9 protein-coding genes are annotated in these 21,464 nt (G+C 44.2%); all 9 read left to right on the top strand.

Annotated elements, in window-relative coordinates:
• Positions 1-76 precede the first annotated feature (76 nt).
• The 9 genes from NBH14_RS07290 to NBH14_RS07250 all read left to right on the top strand — a co-directional run bounded on the left by NBH14_RS07290 (position 77) and on the right by NBH14_RS07250 (position 21,339).
• The gene (locus NBH14_RS07290; protein ID WP_186960804.1) at positions 77-916 is read left to right on the top strand and encodes a DUF5032 domain-containing protein; all 840 of its coding nucleotides are present in this window, start codon (positions 77-79) and stop codon (positions 914-916) included.
• Between the two features lie 149 nt (positions 917-1,065).
• Entirely contained in the window at positions 1,066-2,232 is a 1,167-nt protein-coding gene (locus NBH14_RS07285; RefSeq protein ID WP_186960803.1) for an alginate lyase family protein, read from the top strand.
• A 48-nt stretch (positions 2,233-2,280) separates the two neighbouring features.
• Positions 2,281-3,525, top strand: coding sequence for a glycoside hydrolase family protein (locus tag NBH14_RS07280; protein WP_128134007.1), 1,245 nt, complete (start codon positions 2,281-2,283; stop codon positions 3,523-3,525).
• A 467-nt stretch (positions 3,526-3,992) separates the two neighbouring features.
• The gene (locus NBH14_RS07275; protein ID WP_186960802.1) at positions 3,993-6,461 is read left to right on the top strand and encodes a glycoside hydrolase family 2 protein; all 2,469 of its coding nucleotides are present in this window, start codon (positions 3,993-3,995) and stop codon (positions 6,459-6,461) included.
• Between the two features lie 189 nt (positions 6,462-6,650).
• The gene (locus NBH14_RS07270) at positions 6,651-10,766 is read left to right on the top strand and encodes a two-component regulator propeller domain-containing protein (protein ID WP_186960801.1); all 4,116 of its coding nucleotides are present in this window, start codon (positions 6,651-6,653) and stop codon (positions 10,764-10,766) included.
• Positions 10,767-10,926: 160 nt separating this feature from the next.
• Positions 10,927-14,064, top strand: coding sequence for a SusC/RagA family TonB-linked outer membrane protein (locus NBH14_RS07265; RefSeq protein WP_186960800.1), 3,138 nt, complete (start codon positions 10,927-10,929; stop codon positions 14,062-14,064).
• Between the two features lie 24 nt (positions 14,065-14,088).
• Entirely contained in the window at positions 14,089-15,564 is a 1,476-nt protein-coding gene (locus tag NBH14_RS07260) for a RagB/SusD family nutrient uptake outer membrane protein (protein WP_186960826.1), read from the top strand.
• A gap of 221 nt (positions 15,565-15,785) precedes the next feature.
• Positions 15,786-19,775: an SUMF1/EgtB/PvdO family nonheme iron enzyme gene (locus NBH14_RS07255; protein WP_186960799.1), complete on the top strand. Its 3,990-nt coding sequence runs from the start codon at positions 15,786-15,788 to the stop codon at positions 19,773-19,775.
• Between the two features lie 7 nt (positions 19,776-19,782).
• A complete protein-coding gene (locus NBH14_RS07250; RefSeq protein ID WP_186960798.1) occupies positions 19,783-21,339 on the top strand; it encodes a hypothetical protein in 1,557 nt (518 codons plus the stop codon).
• Positions 21,340-21,464 lie beyond the last annotated feature (125 nt).

Here is a 21,464-nt window from a genome sequence, read left to right as displayed (position 1 = left end):
CTTAAAATTGGTTACATCTGCCTTTATTTTGCCAAATGTTTTACTTTTGTGATGTTGAATTATAAAAGTAGAACTTATGAAAAAGTGTGTATACCTGATGTTGATTTTAGTGATTGGCTTGATCTCTTGCGGAGATGATGATAAGCCTTCTCTTCCGAAGTTGAATAAGTTAACAAAGATAACCTGTAAAAAGAACGGGGCCGATTTCCCTGAATATTCATTGGATATAATTTACAATCAGGATGGTAATGTTAGTAAAATAACGACTTCCAAAGGTACTTTTAACTTGATTTATACAGGAAATAAGATATCTGTGATCGATGCTTCAAATGTGCATACGGAAGATTTTCAGATGAGTGGAAATGTGGTCGTAAATAAGCAGGAATGGGCTATCAATGAATATGTCCCGAATGCGGAATATGTGAAGAATGAATATCGGTATAAATATGATCGTAGCAATCTGACTGAAGCAGATTGGATTTTTCAACGTCCGTTGGAAGAAGGAGGATATAAGAAAAATGAACCAGTATCTTTAGATAAATATACGTGGACTAATGGGAATGTAACCGTTTATCAGTGTCTTCCGCGTGATGAGGTGAGTTATACCTATGGTAGCCAGTTGTGCCCTGCCAATTTCCCGTTCCGTGTGCTTAATACATTGAGACCGATAACACCGGATTTAGTAAATCCTTTGAATTCGTTATACGGGACCTCCAACCGTAATTTACCGGAATCGGCCAGCCGTTATTTGTTGGGCGAGAGTAAAAATGGTGCTGAATATACTTTTCGTTACCAGACTGTCGGTGACTATATCACTGGCATGGTTATTACAGAAGATATAAAATCAGTAGAAGGTCTGGATGCCGGACAGAATACGTATGAATATTCTTTTGTTTATAATTATGAAACAAACTAAATAAGATCGGATAGTATTATCTGTCGGTATTGTATAATTATCTCATCAAATGTCATTTTTGTAATAAATCTGCAAGCTTTTGCGATAATATTAAAAACCGGAAAGAGATGCTTGGCGTAATTTTGGACAGAAAATAATCTGTCTATGCCATGAATCTAAAATTGTTATTATTAATTTCTGCAACAATACTTGTATGCTGCCGTTGTTCTGACGGAACGCGGTTGCAAAAGCGGGTATCAGATTTGTTACATACGGAAATTATAACCCGGGGAGACCTGGCTTTAACGCAAGAACCTGTCACCATTACTTCTTTTGTCGCTGAGAGAAGCGCCGGAGGGGTACACGATTTTTATTCGGAAGGTGATTACTGGTGGCCTGATCCGGTTAATCCGGACAGTGCCTATATCCGGCGTGACGGGGAAACGAATCCGGAGAACTTTGTTGCTCATCGCCATGCAATGATCCGTTTCAGTTCGATTGTAGGAGACTTGACTTCTGCCTGGATCGTGACGAAAGATGAGAAATATATTGTACAGGCATTAAAACATATCCGTGCCTGGTTCATTGATCCGGAGACACGGATGAATCCCGATCTTCAATACGCCCAGGCAATAAAAGGAATTGTTACGGGCCGTGGAATAGGAATAATCGATACTATTCATCTGTTGGAAGTCGTGCAGTCACTGATCGTAATGGAACAGGCCGGTTTGCTTTCCTGTGAAGATGCCGTTGCTACCAAAGACTGGTTTTCCAACTATTTATACTGGCTGACGAACCATCCTTACGGAAAGGATGAGATGAATGCCAAAAACAACCATGGTACCTGCTGGGTGATGCAGGCGGCCCAGTTTGCAAAGTATACCGGGAATAGAGAGGTGCTGGACTTCTGCCGCGAACGTTATCAAACAGTTCTGTTACCGGGACAGATGGATACGGATGGTAGTTTTCCGTTGGAATTGGCGAGAACCAAACCGTACGGATATTCCCTTTTCAATCTGGATGCTATGGCAACAGTGTGCCATATCCTTTCCGATGATACAAATAATCTCTGGCAATATACAACGGAAGACGGACGGAATATGCAGAAAGGGGTGGCCTGGCTGTACCCCTATATAAAGGATAAGTCTGCGTGGCCGTTTGAAAAAGATGTGATGTATTGGGATGAATGGCCGGTGGCGCATACAGCTTTGCTATTCAGCGTCTGCGATACGCCTGATGAAAATTATTTCTCCCTTTGGTCGGAGTTGGAACATTTTCCGGAGAATGATGAGGTGATACGGAATTTTCCTCTTCGTCATCCGCTGTTGTGGCTGTGATTATTCTGTTTTAGTTATTATTGATTTATCTTATTTAGTTGAAAGAATATGAAATTCAAAACTCCTATTTTTCTGTTACTGGCTGCTATGGCTTCCTGCGGAATCGAGAAACCCGATCTGGTTCAGGAGAACTTTGCTTTTGCCGGAACACAATTCAAACAGGCTTTTGTCGAGATGGATGCTGCCCGTTGTGCGGAACCGAGACAAAAGCAGGAATTACGTGATAAACAAAACCTGGGCCCGTTGGCCAGTCCGCGTAATGTCGAACCGGACGGTACGTTGCATATGGTTATTTCCCGCGACTGGACGAGTGGATTTTTCCCGGGTGAACTTTGGTACATGTATGAATATACCAAGGATGATTTCTGGAAAGAAAAGGCGCAGCAGCAAACTGCCTTGATCGAACGTGAGAAGATGAACGGCGGAACGCACGATATGGGCTTTAAGGTCTATTGCAGTTTCGGAAACGGTTACCGGCTGACGGGGGATGCGGCTTATAAGGATGTTCTGTTGCAGGCTGCTTATACCTTGACTACCCGTTATAAAGAGGGTGCGGGGATAATCCGCTCATGGGACCATAGCCGGGATAAATGGGATTGTCCGGTTATTATCGATAATATGATGAACCTGGAACTTCTTTTCTGGGCGTTCAGGACAAGCGGTGATTCTCTGTTTTATAATGTAGCCGTAAATCATGCCCGTACGACAATGAAGAATCATTTCCGCGATGATTACAGTTCTTACCATGTGGTTGACTATGATACGATTACCGGGGCAGTACTGCATAAACATACGCATCAGGGATATGCGCATGAATCGGCCTGGTCGCGTGGACAGGCCTGGGGACTTTACGGATATACCGTGTGTTACCGTGAAACGGGTTTGCCTGAGTTTTTGGAACAGGCGAAGCATATAGAAAATTATATCTTTTCCAGTCCGACATTGCCCGAAGACCTTGTTCCTTATTGGGATTTCAATGCTCCGGGAATACCCAATGAACCTCGCGATGCTTCTGCTGCAACTGTTACAGCTTCTGCTTTATATGAGTTAAGCATGTATGACCCGGCTAAACGCCAGGATTATGTTACAAAAGCAAATACAATCCTTGAGAATCTGTCAGCAAACTATCGTGCGGCAGCCGGCAAAGACAGAGGCTTCCTGCTATTGCATAGCACAGGTACTAAAATGCACAATGTGGAGGTGGACGTCCCGATTGTATATGCTGATTATTATTATCTGGAAGCCCTCCTCCGGAAACAGAAACTGGAGAAGGAAGGAACAGCGATATTGTGAATTTAGAAATAATTGAATCATCTGTTTATTGACTGGTTGTAACTGGCTCCCCTCTTGAGAGGGGGTAGGGGGTGTGTTAAAGCCAGTCAATAAAACAAGCCTTGTAACAGGTTTATTTGCCGTCTGCTTCAGCTGACGGATTAGTAAAGGGTCTATCTCATTGGACTTTAGTCCCATTTCTTACAGTTTTCTATCTAGGAGAAATGTGGCTGAAGCCAAAAGAGAGAAACAACTTGTAAACCGTTAGCTGAAGCAAACGGCAAATGAACCTGTAATAGTCAAGTGACTCTGATTATGGTGGTTGTATGGCGGGGATATGACACACCCCCTGCCCCCTCTCCAGAGGGGAGCCAGGTACAACCAGTTGCTATAAACAAACACTCATATCTGATAAATTCTGAACTAACCAATCTTTGCATTGGTATATCTTTATTGATAATGATTAACTAATATAAAACGAATAAATAATGAGAAACATTCTTTTTTCCTGTCTTTTCCTGTTTTGTTGCTTTTCGATGGCAGGGAAAGTACCTTCTAAACAAAAAATACGATTAACGGATAACTGGGAATATCTGAAAGGTGATCTGGGCGGAATCTGGGAAGCTGTGCGCCCTGCTTCACCGGGAAGTCCGGAGACGGTTCCTGTCTGGCAAAAAGTCACTCTTCCCCATTGTTTCAATGCGGAAGATGCCGTAGATCCCGATGTGAATTATTATCAGGGACCGGGTTGGTATAAAACACTGCTGACAATTGATAATCCCTATGCGGATGGCCGTATCATATTGGATTTTGAAGGAGCGGGACAGAAGACAAAAGTATATGTCTATACCACATTAGTCGGAGAACATACCGGTGGTTACGACGGTTGGAGTGTCGATATTACGGAAGCCGTGAAGTCATTTATGGCGGATGATAAGCAGATGAAGCGTTTCAAAGGAAAAATACCTCTGTCTATCCGTTGCGATAACTCGCGCGATCTCGAAATGATCCCGTCCGATTTGTCTGATTTTAATCTCTACGGAGGTCTGTATCGTTACCTGAACCTGGTTTATCTTCCGAAAGCCTCTTTTGAACAGATTCGCCTGGAGCCGGAACTTTCGGCAAACCGCAAAGAAGGTTCTGTAAAAGTCAAAGCCTCTTTCTATAATCCGGCAGATATACGAAAGGCGGATGTGACTGTCTCTGTATATGATGCAAACCGCAAACAGATATTTACTCAAACGATAGAAAATGTTCAGCCTCTTGGCAATCAATTCCTGACGGAAGTAAAAGTGAAGAACCCCGTCTTGTGGGACGTGGATTCTCCCAACCTTTATACTTGCGAATTGACTATAAATACCGACGGACAGACATTGACAGCGGAAGAACGCTTCGGTTTCCGTCAATTCGAATTTCAGGAGAAAGGCCCGTTCTTCCTGAATGGCCGGCGTCTTTTGCTTCAGGGAACGCACCGCCATGAAGATCACGCCGGAGTAGCCCAGGCTATGACCGAAGATATGATGCGTATGGAAATGCAGCTGATGAAGGATATGGGTGTGAACTTTATCCGTCTCGGACATTACCAGCAATCGGATATTATCCTGCAACTTTGTGATTCACTGGGTATCCTTGTCTGGGAAGAAATTCCCTGGTGCCGCGGAGGTCTGGGAGGTCCGGTATATAAGGAACAGGCCCGTCGTATGCTGGCTAATATGATCGATCAGCATCATAATCACCCGGCCGTTATTATCTGGGGCCTGGGTAACGAAAACGATTGGCCCAACGATTTCAGTGAGTTTGATAAAGGGGCTATCCGTACTTTTATGAAGGAATTGCATGACCTGGCTCATCGCTTGGATGATACCCGTATGACGGCCATCCGCCGCTGTGAGTTTTGTAGTGATATTGTGGATGTTTATTCTCCTTCTATCTGGGCCGGATGGTATCGTGGGGTATTTACTGATTATAAATCCGTTTCGGAACAGGAGATGCAGAAGGTAAAACGTTTCCTGCATGTGGAGTGGGGAGGAGACAGCCATGCCCGCCGTCATTCAGAGAATGTATTTGCCAATCTGAAAGGTATTGAATCCGGCAATGGTGCCGACGAACGTGCCGGGGATGCTTCTTTATACGGTGGCGCCGCCCGTGCATCGAAGGATGGCGACTGGTCGGAAAGTTATATTGTCCGCCTGATCGACTGGCATTTGAAAGAGCAGGAAACAATGCCGTGGCTGACTGGGGCTGCTTATTGGCCGTTCAAGGATTTCTCAACTCCTGTTCGTCCTGAAAATCCGGTCCCGTATGTGAATCAGAAAGGGGTAATAGAGCGTGATTTCACTCCGAAAGAAAGTTATTATGTCTTTCAGTCATACTGGACGACCGAGCCTATGGTACATATTTACGGACATAGCTGGCCGGTGCGCTGGGGTAACCAGGGAGACCGCAAAGAAATATTGGTCTATTCAAACTGCGACGAGGTGGAGTTGTTCGTGAACGGTGTCAGCCAGGGAGTGAAGAAACGCAACAGTCAGGATTATCCGGCGGCCGGACTGCGTTGGAATTGTGTATATGAAGAAGGAAAGAACGAGATTCGTGCTGTGGCCGTAAAAGGAAAGACAAAGATTACGGATGAGATCAGCCAAGAATATCAGACGGCAAAATGGGGAGAAGAAGCCTCTGTTACAGTACATATCGTATCACGTGAAGGCGATATGGCGTTGTTGGAAGCTCAGCTTTACGATAAGGAAGGCGTTCGCTGCCTCGATTCAAAGAAATATCTTGAATTTGAACTGGCTGGTGATGGTACATTGATTCAGAATCAGGGAACATCTACCGGCAGCCGTAAGGTCCAGGCCTATAACGGCAGGGCTCGCATCAAAGTAAATCTGAATAAAGGAAAGAGCATAGTAGCCGTTAAGTCAGAGGGGATACCGACTGTATTTATGGAAATACAGTAAATCTGATTTATAAGGAGGTTATTTGATTCAGAATTTATCAAATATGAGCTATCTGTTTAGTTACAACCAGTCACTAAACAGATAGCTCAATTATTTCTAAACATAAACCGGCTGTTAATCTCCTATTGATTATTTTTGCTAATCGAAACTTTTACTATTTTTGTTCTACATAAATCAGATGCAACAAGTATGATCAGGAAATCTTTTTCGATACTATTTCTAATCCTTTCCGTATTAACACTACATGCAGAAAAGACAAACTATCTGTATTCTTTTAATTCAGATCTGAATGAAGGGATTTCCCAACTCTCTGTGATGACTATTTATCAGGATTCGAGAGGATATTTGTGGTTTGCAACCAAGAACGGACTGAACCGTTTTAACGGAAAAGAATATAAAATCTATCATCGGGAAGACGGAAATGAGCAGAGCCTGTCGAATAACTCCGTCACCTCCATTACCGAAGATCAGGAAGGTTTTCTCTGGGTGGGAACCAGCAATGGACTGAACCGGATAGATCTGAACACAAATGAGATTAAACGCTATAACCTGGAGACAAACGGATTGGTTGCCAATAGTATTTCTACGGTATACACCGACCGTTCGGGTTGTCTGTGGGTTGGAACCTGGGAGGGGTTGAATCGCTATAATAGGGAGGGAGACCATTTTGAATATATCCCTATAGAAGATGATACTGAAAGAGCAATGATAGTGACTTTGCTGGAAGATAGCTCAGGCAGATTTTGGATCGGTACAAGAAACAAAGGATTGCTCCTATGTGACCATCAGATGAATCTGATCAGTCAGTTTACGAGTGAATCTAAAAATATGCCATTGAATAACAACAATATTACTTCCATTTATGAAGATGATAAGAAGCAGATATGGGTTGGTTGTAAGAATAGCGGACTGAATAAAATCAATCTGCGTGATAATGAGGTGACCTCATATACTAATTTAAACAGCGGATTGAGCAATAACTCGGTGCGTTGTATAATCGAATGGCAGGGGAAGCTGCTAATCGGTACTTTTGATGGCATTTTTGATTTGGATAAAGCGACCGAACGGATCGTAAAGGTGGCCGGTTACGACGATATAAATAAGTCATTAAGCCATTATTCGGTTTATTGTTTTTGTGTAGACCGGGACGAAACACTGTGGGTCGGTACATTTGCCGGAGGGGTTAATTATCTGAATAAATTCACAAACCGCTTTGTTCTTCATAAACCGCAGGAAGAATTTAATATCAGGACCGGTATTTACGGAGCTATTACGTATGAATCTCCCGAAGATTTATGGATAGCGACAGAAGGATACGGATTATTGAATTATAATAAGCGGACGAATGAGTCACATTATTACCTGATCGATCCTTCCGTCCGGTTCGCATTTAATACGAATATCATTAAATCCGTTTTTTACGAAGACGGTTATGTCTGGTGCGGAACGACTAAAGGAGAAATCTACAAGTTTAATATCAAAACCAAAAAATTTTCCTTGTATCATCAGTATCCGATTGAATATTCCATCTATTCTATCATTCGCGACCATAATGGTGTTTTATGGGTGGGTGGCGCATCGACCGAATTTGGACTGACCTGTTTTGTGAATGATTCCCTGGTTACTACCTTTTATAATAATGTAGATGAACCGATCTATTTTTCGAATGTACGTTGTATCCTGGAAGAAGAAGACGGCGTCTTTTTGCTGGGAAGTACGGCTGAGGGATTACTTCGCTTCGATACGCATAAAAAACAGCTGACAAAATATTCCAATGAGGCTTCTGTAGAGAAATACCGGATACCCAATAACTATATATCGGCGATTGTCCGGACTAAATCCGGTGAGATATGGGTATCGACTTACGGAGGTGGTATTTTTCAACTGGATGAATCGAAGGCGATCCGGCGGATAATGACTGTCAGGGAAGGTTTGCTGGATAATAATATCTGTACGTTGGTAGAAAGTAGCGATCAACGGTTATGGATGAGTACGGTAAACGGCCTGATCATGTTTGATCCGGCGAAAGATGAAGTCAGGAATTATCATCGTCATAACGGAATAGATATTCGTGAATTTACATTGCATAGCGGCATCGCTTTGCCGGATGGGAGTCTTTGTTTTGCCGGAAGCAACGGTTTTGTGACATTTCATGTGGAGGCGATGGATAAAAATAATAATATTCCGCCTGTGGTATTGGAGCAATTATCTGTTAACAACCATCCGGTGAAAGTCGGTGATGAGTCTGCTATCCTGAATAAAGTATTGGACGGCATGGAAACGATCCGTCTGGCTTATAATGAAAATAACTTTTCAATCACTTACCAGGCCTTAAATTATATTTATGCGACGCAAAATCAGTATGCTTATAAACTAGAAGGATATGATACGGATTGGAACTATGTAGGAGAACGTAATTCTGCCTTTTATACCAACCTGAGTCCCGGCAAATATATTTTTCATATAAAAGCCTCTAATAATGACGGTGTCTGGAATGAGGAAGGACGTTCATTGGCTATTATCGTGCAGCCGCCTCTGTGGAGGACCTGGTATGCTTATCTATTTTATGTTATTGCTTTAGCGGCTATTATTTACGGAATTCTTTATTATGTAAATATCAAACGTAACCTGGAAGCCGGGTTGAAAATGAAACAACTGGAGAAACAAAAACAGGAAGAATTTCATCAGGCAAAGATACGTCTGTTCACAAACTTCTCTCATGAGTTGCGTACACCTTTAATGTTGATTATCACTCCGTTTGAAGAGCTGGTCAAACGGGTGGATATTCCGGCGGAGTTGCATGACAAGCTATCCATTATTTATAAGAACGCCCAAAAACTTTTGCTTCTTGTCAATCAGCTGATGGACCTGCATAAGAACCAGGCGGGTAGCATGGACCTGAAGGTAAGTGAAGGGGATATCTGCGAATATATCAAAGAAATCTATTATGCGTTCAATCAGATTGCTTTGACCAATGAAGTCAAATTCACCCTGAATTGTACTCCTAAAACGATCAATGGCTGGTTTGATAAATCCCTCTTGGAAAAAGTCGTCTTTAACCTCTTGTCGAATGCCTTCAAATATACGGCTTCCGGTGAATCTGTTCTTATGGAGGTGTCGGAAGTAACCCTGAAAGAACTGGACCCGAAACAGACTGACGGATTGTATAAAGATGAAAACATTCATTACGTAATCCTGAAAGTCAAAGATTCCGGTAAAGGGATTGAAGAAGGAGAGGCGGATAAGATATTCACTCCTTTCTATCAGATTCCTGAAACGTCCGGTATTAATTTGTCGGGGACAGGTATCGGTCTGAGTCTTGTTTATACGATTGTGCAGCTCCATCGTGGGGTAATTTATGTGGATCATACGGAAACAAAAGGTGCTTGCTTTGTCGTTATCCTTCCGGTATCCCGTTCGGCATTCTCTGAAGAACAGATAGAGAGCAGGGAAATAGATAAAATTGCGGAAATAACGAATACGGAGGATATATCGGTCTCGTTGCCGGTGCCGGAGAATAAAGATCAACCTAAATATAAGATTTTGCTGGTCGAGGATGATAAGGATGTACGTGATTATCTGAAGAAAAGCCTGGAAGCCGAATATATTGTTATTGAAGCAGCCGATGGAGTGAGGGCTTACGAAAAAGTAGTGCAGGATTTCCCTGACCTGGTACTTAGCGATATCATGATGCCAAAGCGCGACGGACTGGAACTGTGTACGATGATCAAGAATGATATCCGCGTCGGACATATCCCGGTTATTCTGATGACTGCCCGTTCGATGGTAGTCCATATCAAGGAAGGATTCCAGGCGGGAGCGGACGATTATATTGTGAAACCGTTCAATATGGACGTGTTGCAGACACGTATCCGTAGCTTGCTGGCTTCGAGGGAGCAATTGAAAAAACTCTATGGAAAACGTTTCTCCCCGGATGTAATGGGGATCGAGGTGAAGTCGGCCGACGAACGGTTCTCGCAGAAACTGTTTGACGTGATCGAGAAAAACATATCCAATGAAAAGCTGGATGTCGAATTGTTATGCACGGAAATCGGTATCAGCCGTGCGAACCTCTACCGCAAACTCAAATCCATCACCGAACTTTCACCGATGGAACTGATCCGTAACAAACGCCTCGAGATGGCGGCAAAATTGTTGAAAGAATCCGAAATGAATGTCTCTGAAATTGCGTCACATCTTGGATTTAACAGTCACTCTTACTTCTCCAATTCCTTTAAGACTTTTTATGGATGCACTCCGACTGAATTTGTGCAGATAAAAAACAATCAGGAACAGGGCGGCTGATAAAATCGTATCACATTTCTGTTACTTTTGTCTCAATCTATTCATATAGAATAATTTAATATTAAATTGGGAGCATATTTTCTTTTTGTGAAAAAGAGAATATGTTTCTTTGTGTTATTGAATTTGTTGAAATTTTAAGTCTAATTAAATCCATGATTAAATGAAAAAAGAAATCAAAAGGGCCACTCAATCGTTTTGGCGATTATTATTATTAATGGTGGCGTTTAACTCAAGTCTGAGTTTGTTTGCGCAAACACAGACTGTCTCCGGAATCGTTCTGGATGAATTTGGAGACCCGATGATCGGTGTATCTGTACTAGTGAAAGGAACAACCACAGGTATTATTACAGATGTAGAAGGGAACTTCACCGTCCCGGCTAAAACCGGTGATGTTTTATTGGTAAAGTATCTTGGTTACAAAGACCAGGAAATAAAAGTAACAAGTGATGCCCGCCTGAAAATTACTCTTCAGGAAGATAGCCAGAATCTGGATGAAGTAGTCGTAGTCGGTTACGGTACACAGAAAAAGGTAAACCTGACCGGTGCCGTTTCAGCTGTGACGGGAGAAGAAATTGCCAAACGTCCGGTAGCCAATACATCGACCATGTTGCAGGGCCAGATGCCAGGTTTGCGTATCACTTCCGACAAAGGCCAGCCGGGTAGTGAAAATGTTAATATTCGCGTGCGTGGTCAGGGTACTTATTCCGGTACCGGTTCCGATCCGTTAATCCTGATTAACGGTGTCGAGGGAGACCTGGCCTCCCTCGATCCGAACATTATCGAAAGTGTTTCTGTGTTGAAGGATGCAGCTTCGGCTTCTATTTATGGTTCGCGTGCTGCAAACGGTGTGATTTTGATTACTACAAAGAATGGTTCGGAAGTGAAAGAACGTGTTTCTATCCGCTATAACGGAAACTTTGCTGTTTACAATCCGACTACTTTGTTAGATCTGATTTGGGATTCTCCTACCTATATGAAGTATTTTAATATGGCTAAAGATAATTCCGGTGCTCCGGCTACCGACCGTTATTCGGATGAAATGATTGCTAATTATACTAATCCGTCTGATCCAACCAAGTACCCGAGTTTCAACTGGCTTGACTATATGTTTAATCCTGCATTTGTACAACAGCATAATCTGAGTATTGCAGGTACAACTGGTAAAACATCTTATAATGCATCTTTAAGTATGGTCAATCAGCCCGGAACATTGAAAGGTTCGGAGTTTAAACGTTACAATGCAACACTTGATCTTACTTCACGAGTAAATGATTGGGTAAAATTTGGAATGTATTTTACCGGTAGCCGCAGCAATCGTCAGGAAACACGCCAGGGTGATACGGATGCTTATCTGTCTACAATTTCGCAAGCTCCGACTTATATGCCGTGGTTGCCGGATGACGGTACAGGAATTAAACGTTATACTTCAAAGGCATTTTCTTTCGAGTCTAACAATAAGAATATGGTCGCCATTGTAGAAACTGAGAATTTTAAGACGAATGTCAATACGGATGTGAATGCACAAACTTGGTTGGAAGTAAATCCGATCAAAGGTTTGACTTGGTATACGAAAGGTGCCATGCGTTACAAACAGCAACATGAAAAAATTTGGGGAGCTATGGCTACACCGATCTATTATTATCACGATGGCAAGCAGAATGGAACGCTGAATACCGGAGGTACAGGATTAACCAGTACGATGAATAATAGTTCTTATTATAACTTGTATACTTATTTGAAATATGACTGGGCTACTCCGAATAAAGAACATGATTTTTCTGTAATGGCCGGTTATAATCTGGAATATTATAAGCTGGACAATCTTTCCGGTTATCGTCAGAATTATGACTTCCCCTTACATGAGTTGAATACTGGTATTGCTTCCGTACAGACTAATGAAGGTAAGTCTGAAGAATGGGGAATTATGTCCGCTTTCTTCCGTGCCAACTATGCATTCAAACAACGCTATCTGTTAGAAGTAAATGCTCGTTACGACGGTTCTTCCCGTATTTCTTCCGAATCTCGTTGGGGTATATTCCCTTCTTTCTCTTTGGGATGGCGTGTGACAGAAGAAGAGTGGATGAAAGAACTGAATTGGGAATGGTTGAACAGTCTGAAGCTACGTGGATCATGGGGTATCCTTGGTAACCAGAATATAGATCTTTATTCTTATTATGCCTCGGTTACAACCGGTAAGGATTACAGTTTTGATAATTCAAATTTGAATGCAGGTGTGGCTCAGACTGCTCTTACTAATCGTGATCTGAAATGGGAGTCCACTTCTATTGGTGACTTTGGTATTGACATTACCGCTTTCAATGGTTTCAATGTAACTTTCGACTGGTATAAGAAAAGGACATACGATATTCTTCGTGAGGCACAGAGTAATTCATTATTAGGTTTGAAGGCTCCGTATATCAATGCTGGTGAAATGGTCAATAAAGGTATTGAAGTGTCATTGGCTTATAACGGATATATTCAGGAAGGTGTATTTAAAGGATTGAGTTATAATGCTGGTATCTTCTTTGACCGTACGAGAAACGAATTGACAAAGTATGGTACTGATTATATTAACTCTACTAAAGGTTTAATCTATAAGGAAGGCTTACCTTACGAATCGTATTACGGTTATGAAGCAATCGGTATATTCAAAGATGAAGCAGATGTAGCCAATTCGCCTAAACAGTTTAATGACAAGACTTTGCCGGGTGATATCAAATATGCCGATATCAGTGGCCCGAATGGTGTCCCTGATGGTGTAGTCGATGAAAATGACCGTAAGGTTTTGGACGGCCGTTTACCGGACTTCGAATATACAGTGAACCTGGCTGCCAGTTGGAAAGGTTTTGATCTTTCTTTGATGGGACAAGGTGTGCAAGGAGTCAAACATTATGCCAGTGGTTGGGGTTTACGTCCTTTCTACCAAGGCTCACCAATCTCTCAGGATTATATAGATAATATGTGGACAGAAGAGCATACGGATGCTAAATATCCCCGCCTGTATTTTGCCGATTTGGGAGGTGCAAAGAATCAACGTGAAAGTACTTACTGGTTATACAATGCTTCTTACTTCCGTTTGAAGAACCTGACATTCGGCTACACTTTGCCGAAAGCACTGACAAGCAAAGCGAAGATCGAACGTCTGCGTTTCTACTTCTCTGGTGACAATTTGCTGACAATAACTAAATTTCCACAGGGTGGTGACCCGGAACGTAACTACAATTCGACAAAAAGTACGCGTCTGGTATATTATCCGCAGAACCGTATTATTTCATTTGGTGTAAATCTTGAATTCTAATTAAATCGTATATTAATTATGAAAATGAATAAATTATCATATATTTCGCTGTTGGTTGCCGGCTTGATGACAATGTCTTCCTGTTCAGATATTCTGGACACCCCTCCGACAACAACTCCGTCGGAAAGTATCTTCTGGCAGTCCAAGTCTGATTTTGATTCTGCATTGACCGGTTGTTATCAAGGCATGCAACAAAATACATTGTCACATCGGTCTATTGTTTTCGACTGTTTAACGGATAATGCTTACGGAAGTTCCGGGTCCTCTTATGTTTATTTGTCTTATATGATTCAGGCAGACAATATCGATCCGTCAATGACCGGTTTTATTCCTGATCTTTATGAAGAAGCCTATTCTGCCATTGCTCGTATGAATATATTCCTTTATCAGTTGAAAAACTATGAAGGAGCGGATATGAATAGTGTACGTAATCAGTACGAAGGTGAAGTGTTATTTCTTCGTTCCTACTGTTATTATCTGCTTTATTTGTGCTATGGGGAAGTGCCTTATCCAACCGAACCGCTGGATCTTGTAACTCAGAATATGGCGAAAGAGCCTTTGGAAACAGTTTACAAAAATTTGATTACTGATTTGCAGACGGCTATCGATAAAATGGATGACAAGACTTTTAAAGGTGCTGGTGGGCATGCAACCAAAGGTGCTGCCAAAGGGCTAAAAGCGCGTCTCCTGATGTATCATGCTTATGGTGAAGATGGTAAAGTGGCTAATCGGGACGAGGTACAGGAAGCATATAATTTATTGAATGAAATCAATGGATATTCACTGACCGATCGTTATGCAGATAATTTCACTTACGATACTCAAGAAGGCAGCAATGAAATTGTTTTCTCTATAAAATATCTTGCTCCGAATAATTATACGGATTTTGACCGTATATATGGTGACTATGCTGCGGTTCGCCCTGTCGCAAATTTGACAAATGATTATGAAGAAGGTGATAACCGATTAGGTCAGATTGTTGCTTTTGATGATAAATATCAGTGGCCCGGTGGTGAATTGCTATCATTACCTAAAAGTGATTTGAAGAAGGCAATGGTTAAATATCTGACACCGTTAATGAAAGAAGGCGATTCATGGGGGGCAAGTTTCCGCAGTGAAACGGATTTCATCTATCTGCGTTGGGGTGAATTGCTACTTTTAAAAGCTGAAGCTGCCAATGAATTAGGTATCGGTGGTGCTGCCGATATGGTAAATCAGGTGCGTAAGCGTGCAGGATTGGCTGACCTGGCAACCAATCTGACACAGGATCAGTTGCGTGAAAAGATCCGTCATGAACGCCGCGTAGAAACTCCGTTCGAGGTAATCCGTTACTATGATATGAAACGTTGGAAAATCATGGATAAACTGAATGGCCTTGAACTCGATCCTCTCTTGTCCGGACATGTGACTGCCTGGTCGAAAGCGCATGAGTATTTCCCGTTGCCGCAGTCGCAGATCGACTTCTCTAACGGTGTATTGATCCAGAATCCGAACTATTAATCGTTCGATAATAATTTAAGTATGGGTGAGAAGCTCCGCTGTTAAAGGCGGGGCTTTCTTTCCGATTTTAGTGGGACACCGCCGCTAGCGTTAGTGGCACATCTCTGCTAACGTTAGTGGGGCATCTCTGCTAACGTTAGTGGGATACCCCCACTAACAAGAGGGGCCGGATTTCATAAACCGGTAGCGCAGATCATCGTAAAATATAAGAGATAGATATCATGAAAAAGAGTTTAATTGTTTTATCAGCCTGCCTGGCCTTTTCGCTTTCCGCTTTTCCTCAAAAGCAGAAAAAGCAGGGTAACACGCCTGCTTCCTGGTCTGAGAAAATTGCCGTTGCCAAGCAGAATGCTTACGAACAGATGAAAATGAACAGCCTTCCGGTTTCTTCAAAGGTAATTAAGGCGAAACAAGCTACCGAAATGTTTACCGCCGATGTGACCGGACTGGATGAAATGGTACTTTATACCTGGGGTACGGTTGACGGGACTGCCGACGACCAGGCTGTATGGGCAAATGCCCGATTGATCGCGGCCGACGGCTCTTCCGTCTGGCTGAACGATCTGAAAGATACTTTTAAGGATACCGGTACAGGCCGCCCGGTCTTTAATGCCAATGCCAAAGGCGTTCCGGTCATCATGAAAGGAAAAACATACGAACGGACGATTATGGCGAATGCCAACTCACAGATCGCCGTTCCGCTGGATAAAAAATATGTCCGTTTTGAAGCGGAAATCGGACTGGAAAACCGTTCTTCCGCAGGGACCGTCATTTTCCGCTTGCAGGGGATAACAGGCAAAGAGTTATCCGAAGATATTATTGCCGGCTATCCGGCTGAATCGGCACAATTCCTTCCGTTTGCCGGAAGCGACATGAAAGCCCTGGTGACAACCTATGATGCTACCATAGAAAAACATATCGCCGAATCGGTCGTAGACCTGCTGACGGATAAAAAATATTTTACAGCCCGTATCGCTGCTGCCGGTCAGGAGAAGGAGCTGGATAAACAAGTGGTGACATACCTGAATATTGCACAGGATGCCATGAAGGTATACGAATTGCAGGAGTCGCTGAGCTGGCTTAATATGCGGGCCATCGAAGAGGCTTTCAATGATATGAAACGCAGTAAGTCGTTTGACCAGGCCATTAACCAATCCAGATTGTCAACCTTAAAGGAATTGGCAGACAAAGGTTTTGCAGGTATCTATTCAAACGATGAAAATACGATAAAAGATGCTCGGCAGGCATTACAGTTAAAACGGGAAATACTGCTGGCCAATCCGGAACTGGATATGGATAAACTGATCGTGGGCCGTTACCATATCGGTACCTCTGCCCGCCAGGTCAACCCCCGCTCGCTGGGAACACAGAATAATAACTGGTCGAACCAGACTTCCGCCCCGCGTGGCGGATTCGATGCGGAGATCGTTGAACTTTCGAATCTTCGCGGCGACATTCAGTCACGTACCATCTTCAAGCCGGATAACGGTTCCTCCGTTCCCGACCTGAAACTGCATTGGGATGCCGACCGGGTGATGTTTTCCATGATCGACACCGACAAGCGCTGGCAGGTTTTCGAAGTGGGACTGGACGGGAAAGGTTTGAAAAAACTGATCGAGTCACCCGAGAAAGACCTTGAGTTCTTTGATGCGACCTGGTTGCCTTCGGGAAAGATCATTGCTGTATCCAATATCGGTTACAACGGTGTTCCTTGTGTAAATGGGAATGATGAGGTCGGTAATATGGTGCTTTATAATCCGGAAGACCGTTCCCTGCGTCGTCTGACGTTCGACCAGGATGCCAACTGGTCGCCGGTCATCATGCACAATGGCAAGGTGATGTATACCCGTTGGGAGTACACCGACCTGACACACTATTTCTCCCGCTTCGTGATGCATATGAATCCCGACGGAACCGAGCAGAAAGCACTTTACGGCAGCGGCTCTTATTTTCCGAACAGCACATTCGACGCGAAACCGATACCCGGCCAGGCATCCGGTTTTGTCGGAATCATCTCCGGACACCACGGTGTTGCCCGTTCCGGCCGTCTGATCCTGTTCGATCCCTCCAAAGGCCGCAAGTCGGAACTGGGAATGGTGCAGGAACTGCCATTTCGCGACCGCAAGATCGAACCGATCGTGAAAGACCGGCTGGTGGATGATGTCTGGCCTCAGTTTATCAAGCCTTATCCGTTGAACGATAAATATTATCTGGTTGCCGCCAAATTGAATCCGAATGCTTTATGGGGCATTTATCTGGTAGACGTGTATGATAACCTGACTCTGATTGCCGAGTATGAAGGTGAAGGATTGATCCACCCGATACCGGTAAAGAAAACTCCGGTTCCCCCCATTATTCCCGACCGTACGAAACCGGGCACGAAGGAGGCAACTGTCTTTATTCAGGATATTTACGAAGGTGAAGGTTTGAAGGGCGTACCCCGTGGTACGGTGAAAGCATTCCGTGTGTTGTCTTACGAATATGCTTATAATAAAACTCCGTCCGACCATTGGGCACAGGGTGTTCAGAGCGGATGGGATATCAAACGCCTGTTGGGTACGGTGCCGGTCGAAGAGGATGGCTCTGCCTTGTTCACTATCCCCGCCAATACGCCGATCTCACTTCAACCGCTGGATTCGTGCGGACGTGCCGTGCAGTGGATGCGTAGCTGGCTGACCGGAATGCCGGGAGAAACCGTCTCCTGTATCGGTTGTCACGAAGACCAGAACCAGATACCTATCCCGAAACGTGTGGTCGCTTCGACTATCAAACCGCATGCGATCGCATTGCCGGAAGGCGGACAGCGTCCGTTCACGTTCGAACTGGAAGTACAGCCGGTGCTGGACCGTGCCTGCATCGCCTGCCATGACGGTTCCAATAAACTGGCCGATTTTACCGGTGGCCGTATCGATGATTTTACCGGATTTGGCAAAAGTTATCTGAATCTTCATCCGTATATCCACCGCCAGGGACCGGAAGCGGAGATCGAAGTCTTGAATCCGTACGAATATCATGCCTCGACCAGCCAACTGATCAAGATGTTGAAAACCGGACATCATGGCGTTGAACTGACCGATAAGGAATGGAAAACGCTTTATAACTGGATTGACTTTAATGCTCCTTATCACAGTAAATTTAAAGCAAATATCTTCAAGGGAGTGGAACAGATCAGCCGTCGTACGGAGTTGACGGAGAAATATGCCGGTTCCGGTGTAGACTGGCAGTCGGAAATCCGTGCCTATGCCGATTATCTGGGCAAACAGCCGAAGCCGTCTCCCGTAAAACCGGAACGCAGGGAATATAAAGATAAAGAAGTGAATGTGAAAGGCTGGCCGTTTGATGCAACAACCGCTAAGAGCATGCTGGCAAAGGAACAGGAGACAAAGAAGAGCATCGAACTGGCTCCGGGTATCGTGATGAACTTTGTCCGCATCCCGGCAGGTAAGTTTGTGATGGGAAGTAACAAGGGACATTCCGATTACTCTCCGGCCAATAAGCAGGAGGTGAAAAAGGCATTCTGGATGGCGGAGATAGAGGTGAGTAACGAACAGTTCCGTACAATTTTCCCCGATCATAACAGCCGTTTCGTGAACCAACTTTGGAAGGATCATGTGCACCAGGGGTATCCGGCCAACAATCCGGAACAACCCGCCATCCGTGTCAGTTGGGAAGAGGCGATGGCCTTCTGTGAGAAGCTGAGTGAGAAAACCGGTTTGAAAGTGACTTTGCCGACTGAAATGCAGTGGGAGTGGGCCTGCCGTGCCGGTAGTGAATCCGATTTCTGGTACGGGGCGCTGAATACCAATTTTGCCGCCTATGAAAATATGGGTGACAAGCAACTGAACAAGCTGGCGGTAAGAGGTGTGAACCCGCAGCCGATGAGCCCGGGTGACCCCTGGTACAAATACTACACATACCAGCCGAAAGACAATAATGTCGACGACGGCAATATGCTGATGGTGAAAGGCGGCGGTTATCAGGCTAACCCCTGGGGATTGTATGATATGCAGGGTAACATCGCCGAATGGACACGTTCCGACTATCTGCCTTATCCTTATAACGAGAAGGCACAAGGTAACGGAACCGAAAAAGTGGTACGCGGCGGTTCCTGGACCGATCATCCGAAAACCTCGACAGCCTATTACCGTAAATCTTATCTGCCCTGGCAGAAAGTGCATAATGTAGGTTTCCGTGTAATCATTGAAGATTAAGTATCGAATGAGCGCATTTAAACAAATCATAATCGGACTGGTGGCCGGAGCAGCTTTCGTTTGTAGCCATGCACAGACGAAGCTGCCGCCGGCCTGGCAGTCTTCGCTGGTCAGGATCAGTGAGGAAGGTATTCTGACTTATATTCCCGATAAAGACGGCAATACCATACCTGATTTCAGCCGGGTAGGCTATCATCATGGCGATAAAAGTATTCCTCAATATCCGGTCGTTAAAGTCGTTTTTCCTGTAAAAGAAGGGGATAGCGGAGCCTTGATACAAGAGGCTGTCGATGAAATATCCCGCAGACAACCGGATGAAAACGGTCATCGGGGGACGATTCTTTTAAAACGGGGTGTTTACAGGATTGCCGGTTCTGTCGTGATAAACACCGGTGGTATAGTGTTGATGGGAGAAGGCGATAATGTCAATGAAACCCGTCTGATCGCTACCGGTAAAGAGCGTCGTACTTTGATCCGGGTGGAAGGAAGCGGTTCGATGAAGGAAATACCGGATACACGGGTGAAGATAACAGACGATTTCGTGCCGGTCGGTACCCATTCATTCCGGGTCTCGTCGACAAAAGGTTTTAAGGTGGGCGACCGGGTGATCGTTTACCGTCCCGGCACCCAGGAATGGATCCATGCCATTAAGATGGACCAGATCGTGGAACGGAAAGGTACACGCCAATGGACGCCGCAGGAATATAACCTGGCTTTCGAACGTCAGATCACGAAGATCGAAGGCAACCGTCTTTTTATCGACAACCCTGTCGTGATGCAGATGGATAAGAAGTTTGGAGGTGGCGAAGTCTATAAATATACGTTCGACGGACGTATCAGTGAGGTCGGTATATCGGATATCTGCTTTGAATCCGAGTTTGAAGATTATGAAGACCTGGAACACGGTTGGATTGCCGTCGGACTGGATAAAGCGGAAAACTGTTGGGTGCGGAACATCACGGCGCGTTATTTCGGCTACTCGGCTGTCAGTTGCGAACGTTTTGCCAAAAACGTTTCTGTTGTGGATTGTCGTTGCTTGGAAGCAAAGTCACTTATTACCGGAGGTTATCGTTATTCTTTCAATAACTGGGGACAGCAGAATCTCTTTATGAACTGTCAGGCGGCGGAAGGCCGTCATGATTATGTAACCGGTGCACAAGTATGCGGTCCGAATGTCTTCTATAATTGCACGGCTTCGCAGACGTTTGCCGATATAGGTCCGCACCACCGTTGGTCTGTCGGCACATTATATGACAATATCGTCACCGATGGCGAAATAAACGTACAGGACCGCGGTCAGATGGGAAGCGGACATGGTTGGGCAGGCGTGACGCAGGTATTGTGGAACTGCCGGGTGAACCGTGCTGCCGTACAGAACCCGTGGACTTCGGGGCATAATTATTGTATAGGATTGAAAGGAGAGAAGTATCCCGGTCATTTTACCGATCGCCCGGATGGCATCTGGGAAGGACAGAATGAGATCAATCTATTTCCCCGTTCCTTATATATAGCGCAATTGATGGCGCGACAAAAGAATAGTGATTTGAGTATTTTGCTAAAATAGACAACTATCAAAATGACACTACTCTACCGGGTAAATCGGATTAATATATCGGGTAAAATAAAATACCCTACTGGGTAATATTTTTTAACATATAAATATGTTTATAAAATACCTGGTAGGGTGTC

It is taken from the genome of Parabacteroides caecihominis (assembly GCF_023656785.1).
Lineage (GTDB): Bacteria > Bacteroidota > Bacteroidia > Bacteroidales > Tannerellaceae > Parabacteroides > Parabacteroides segnis.
The sequence above is the reverse complement of the archived record's forward strand: the minus strand, read 5'-3'. Positions and strand labels throughout refer to the sequence as shown.

What these genes read in the sequence shown, in the direction of transcription:
- NBH14_RS07290 (WP_186960804.1), top strand. Translation starts at nt 77, where the DNA reads ATGAAAAAGTGTGTATACCTGATGTTGATTTTAGTGATTGGCTTGATC.
- NBH14_RS07285 (WP_186960803.1), top strand. Translation starts at nt 1,066, where the DNA reads ATGAATCTAAAATTGTTATTATTAATTTCTGCAACAATACTTGTATGC.
- NBH14_RS07280 (WP_128134007.1), top strand. Translation starts at nt 2,281, where the DNA reads ATGAAATTCAAAACTCCTATTTTTCTGTTACTGGCTGCTATGGCTTCC.
- NBH14_RS07275 (WP_186960802.1), top strand. Translation starts at nt 3,993, where the DNA reads ATGAGAAACATTCTTTTTTCCTGTCTTTTCCTGTTTTGTTGCTTTTCG.
- NBH14_RS07270 (WP_186960801.1), top strand. Translation starts at nt 6,651, where the DNA reads ATGATCAGGAAATCTTTTTCGATACTATTTCTAATCCTTTCCGTATTA.
- NBH14_RS07265 (WP_186960800.1), top strand. Translation starts at nt 10,927, where the DNA reads ATGAAAAAAGAAATCAAAAGGGCCACTCAATCGTTTTGGCGATTATTA.
- NBH14_RS07260 (WP_186960826.1), top strand. Translation starts at nt 14,089, where the DNA reads ATGAATAAATTATCATATATTTCGCTGTTGGTTGCCGGCTTGATGACA.
- NBH14_RS07255 (WP_186960799.1), top strand. Translation starts at nt 15,786, where the DNA reads ATGAAAAAGAGTTTAATTGTTTTATCAGCCTGCCTGGCCTTTTCGCTT.
- NBH14_RS07250 (WP_186960798.1), top strand. Translation starts at nt 19,783, where the DNA reads ATGAGCGCATTTAAACAAATCATAATCGGACTGGTGGCCGGAGCAGCT.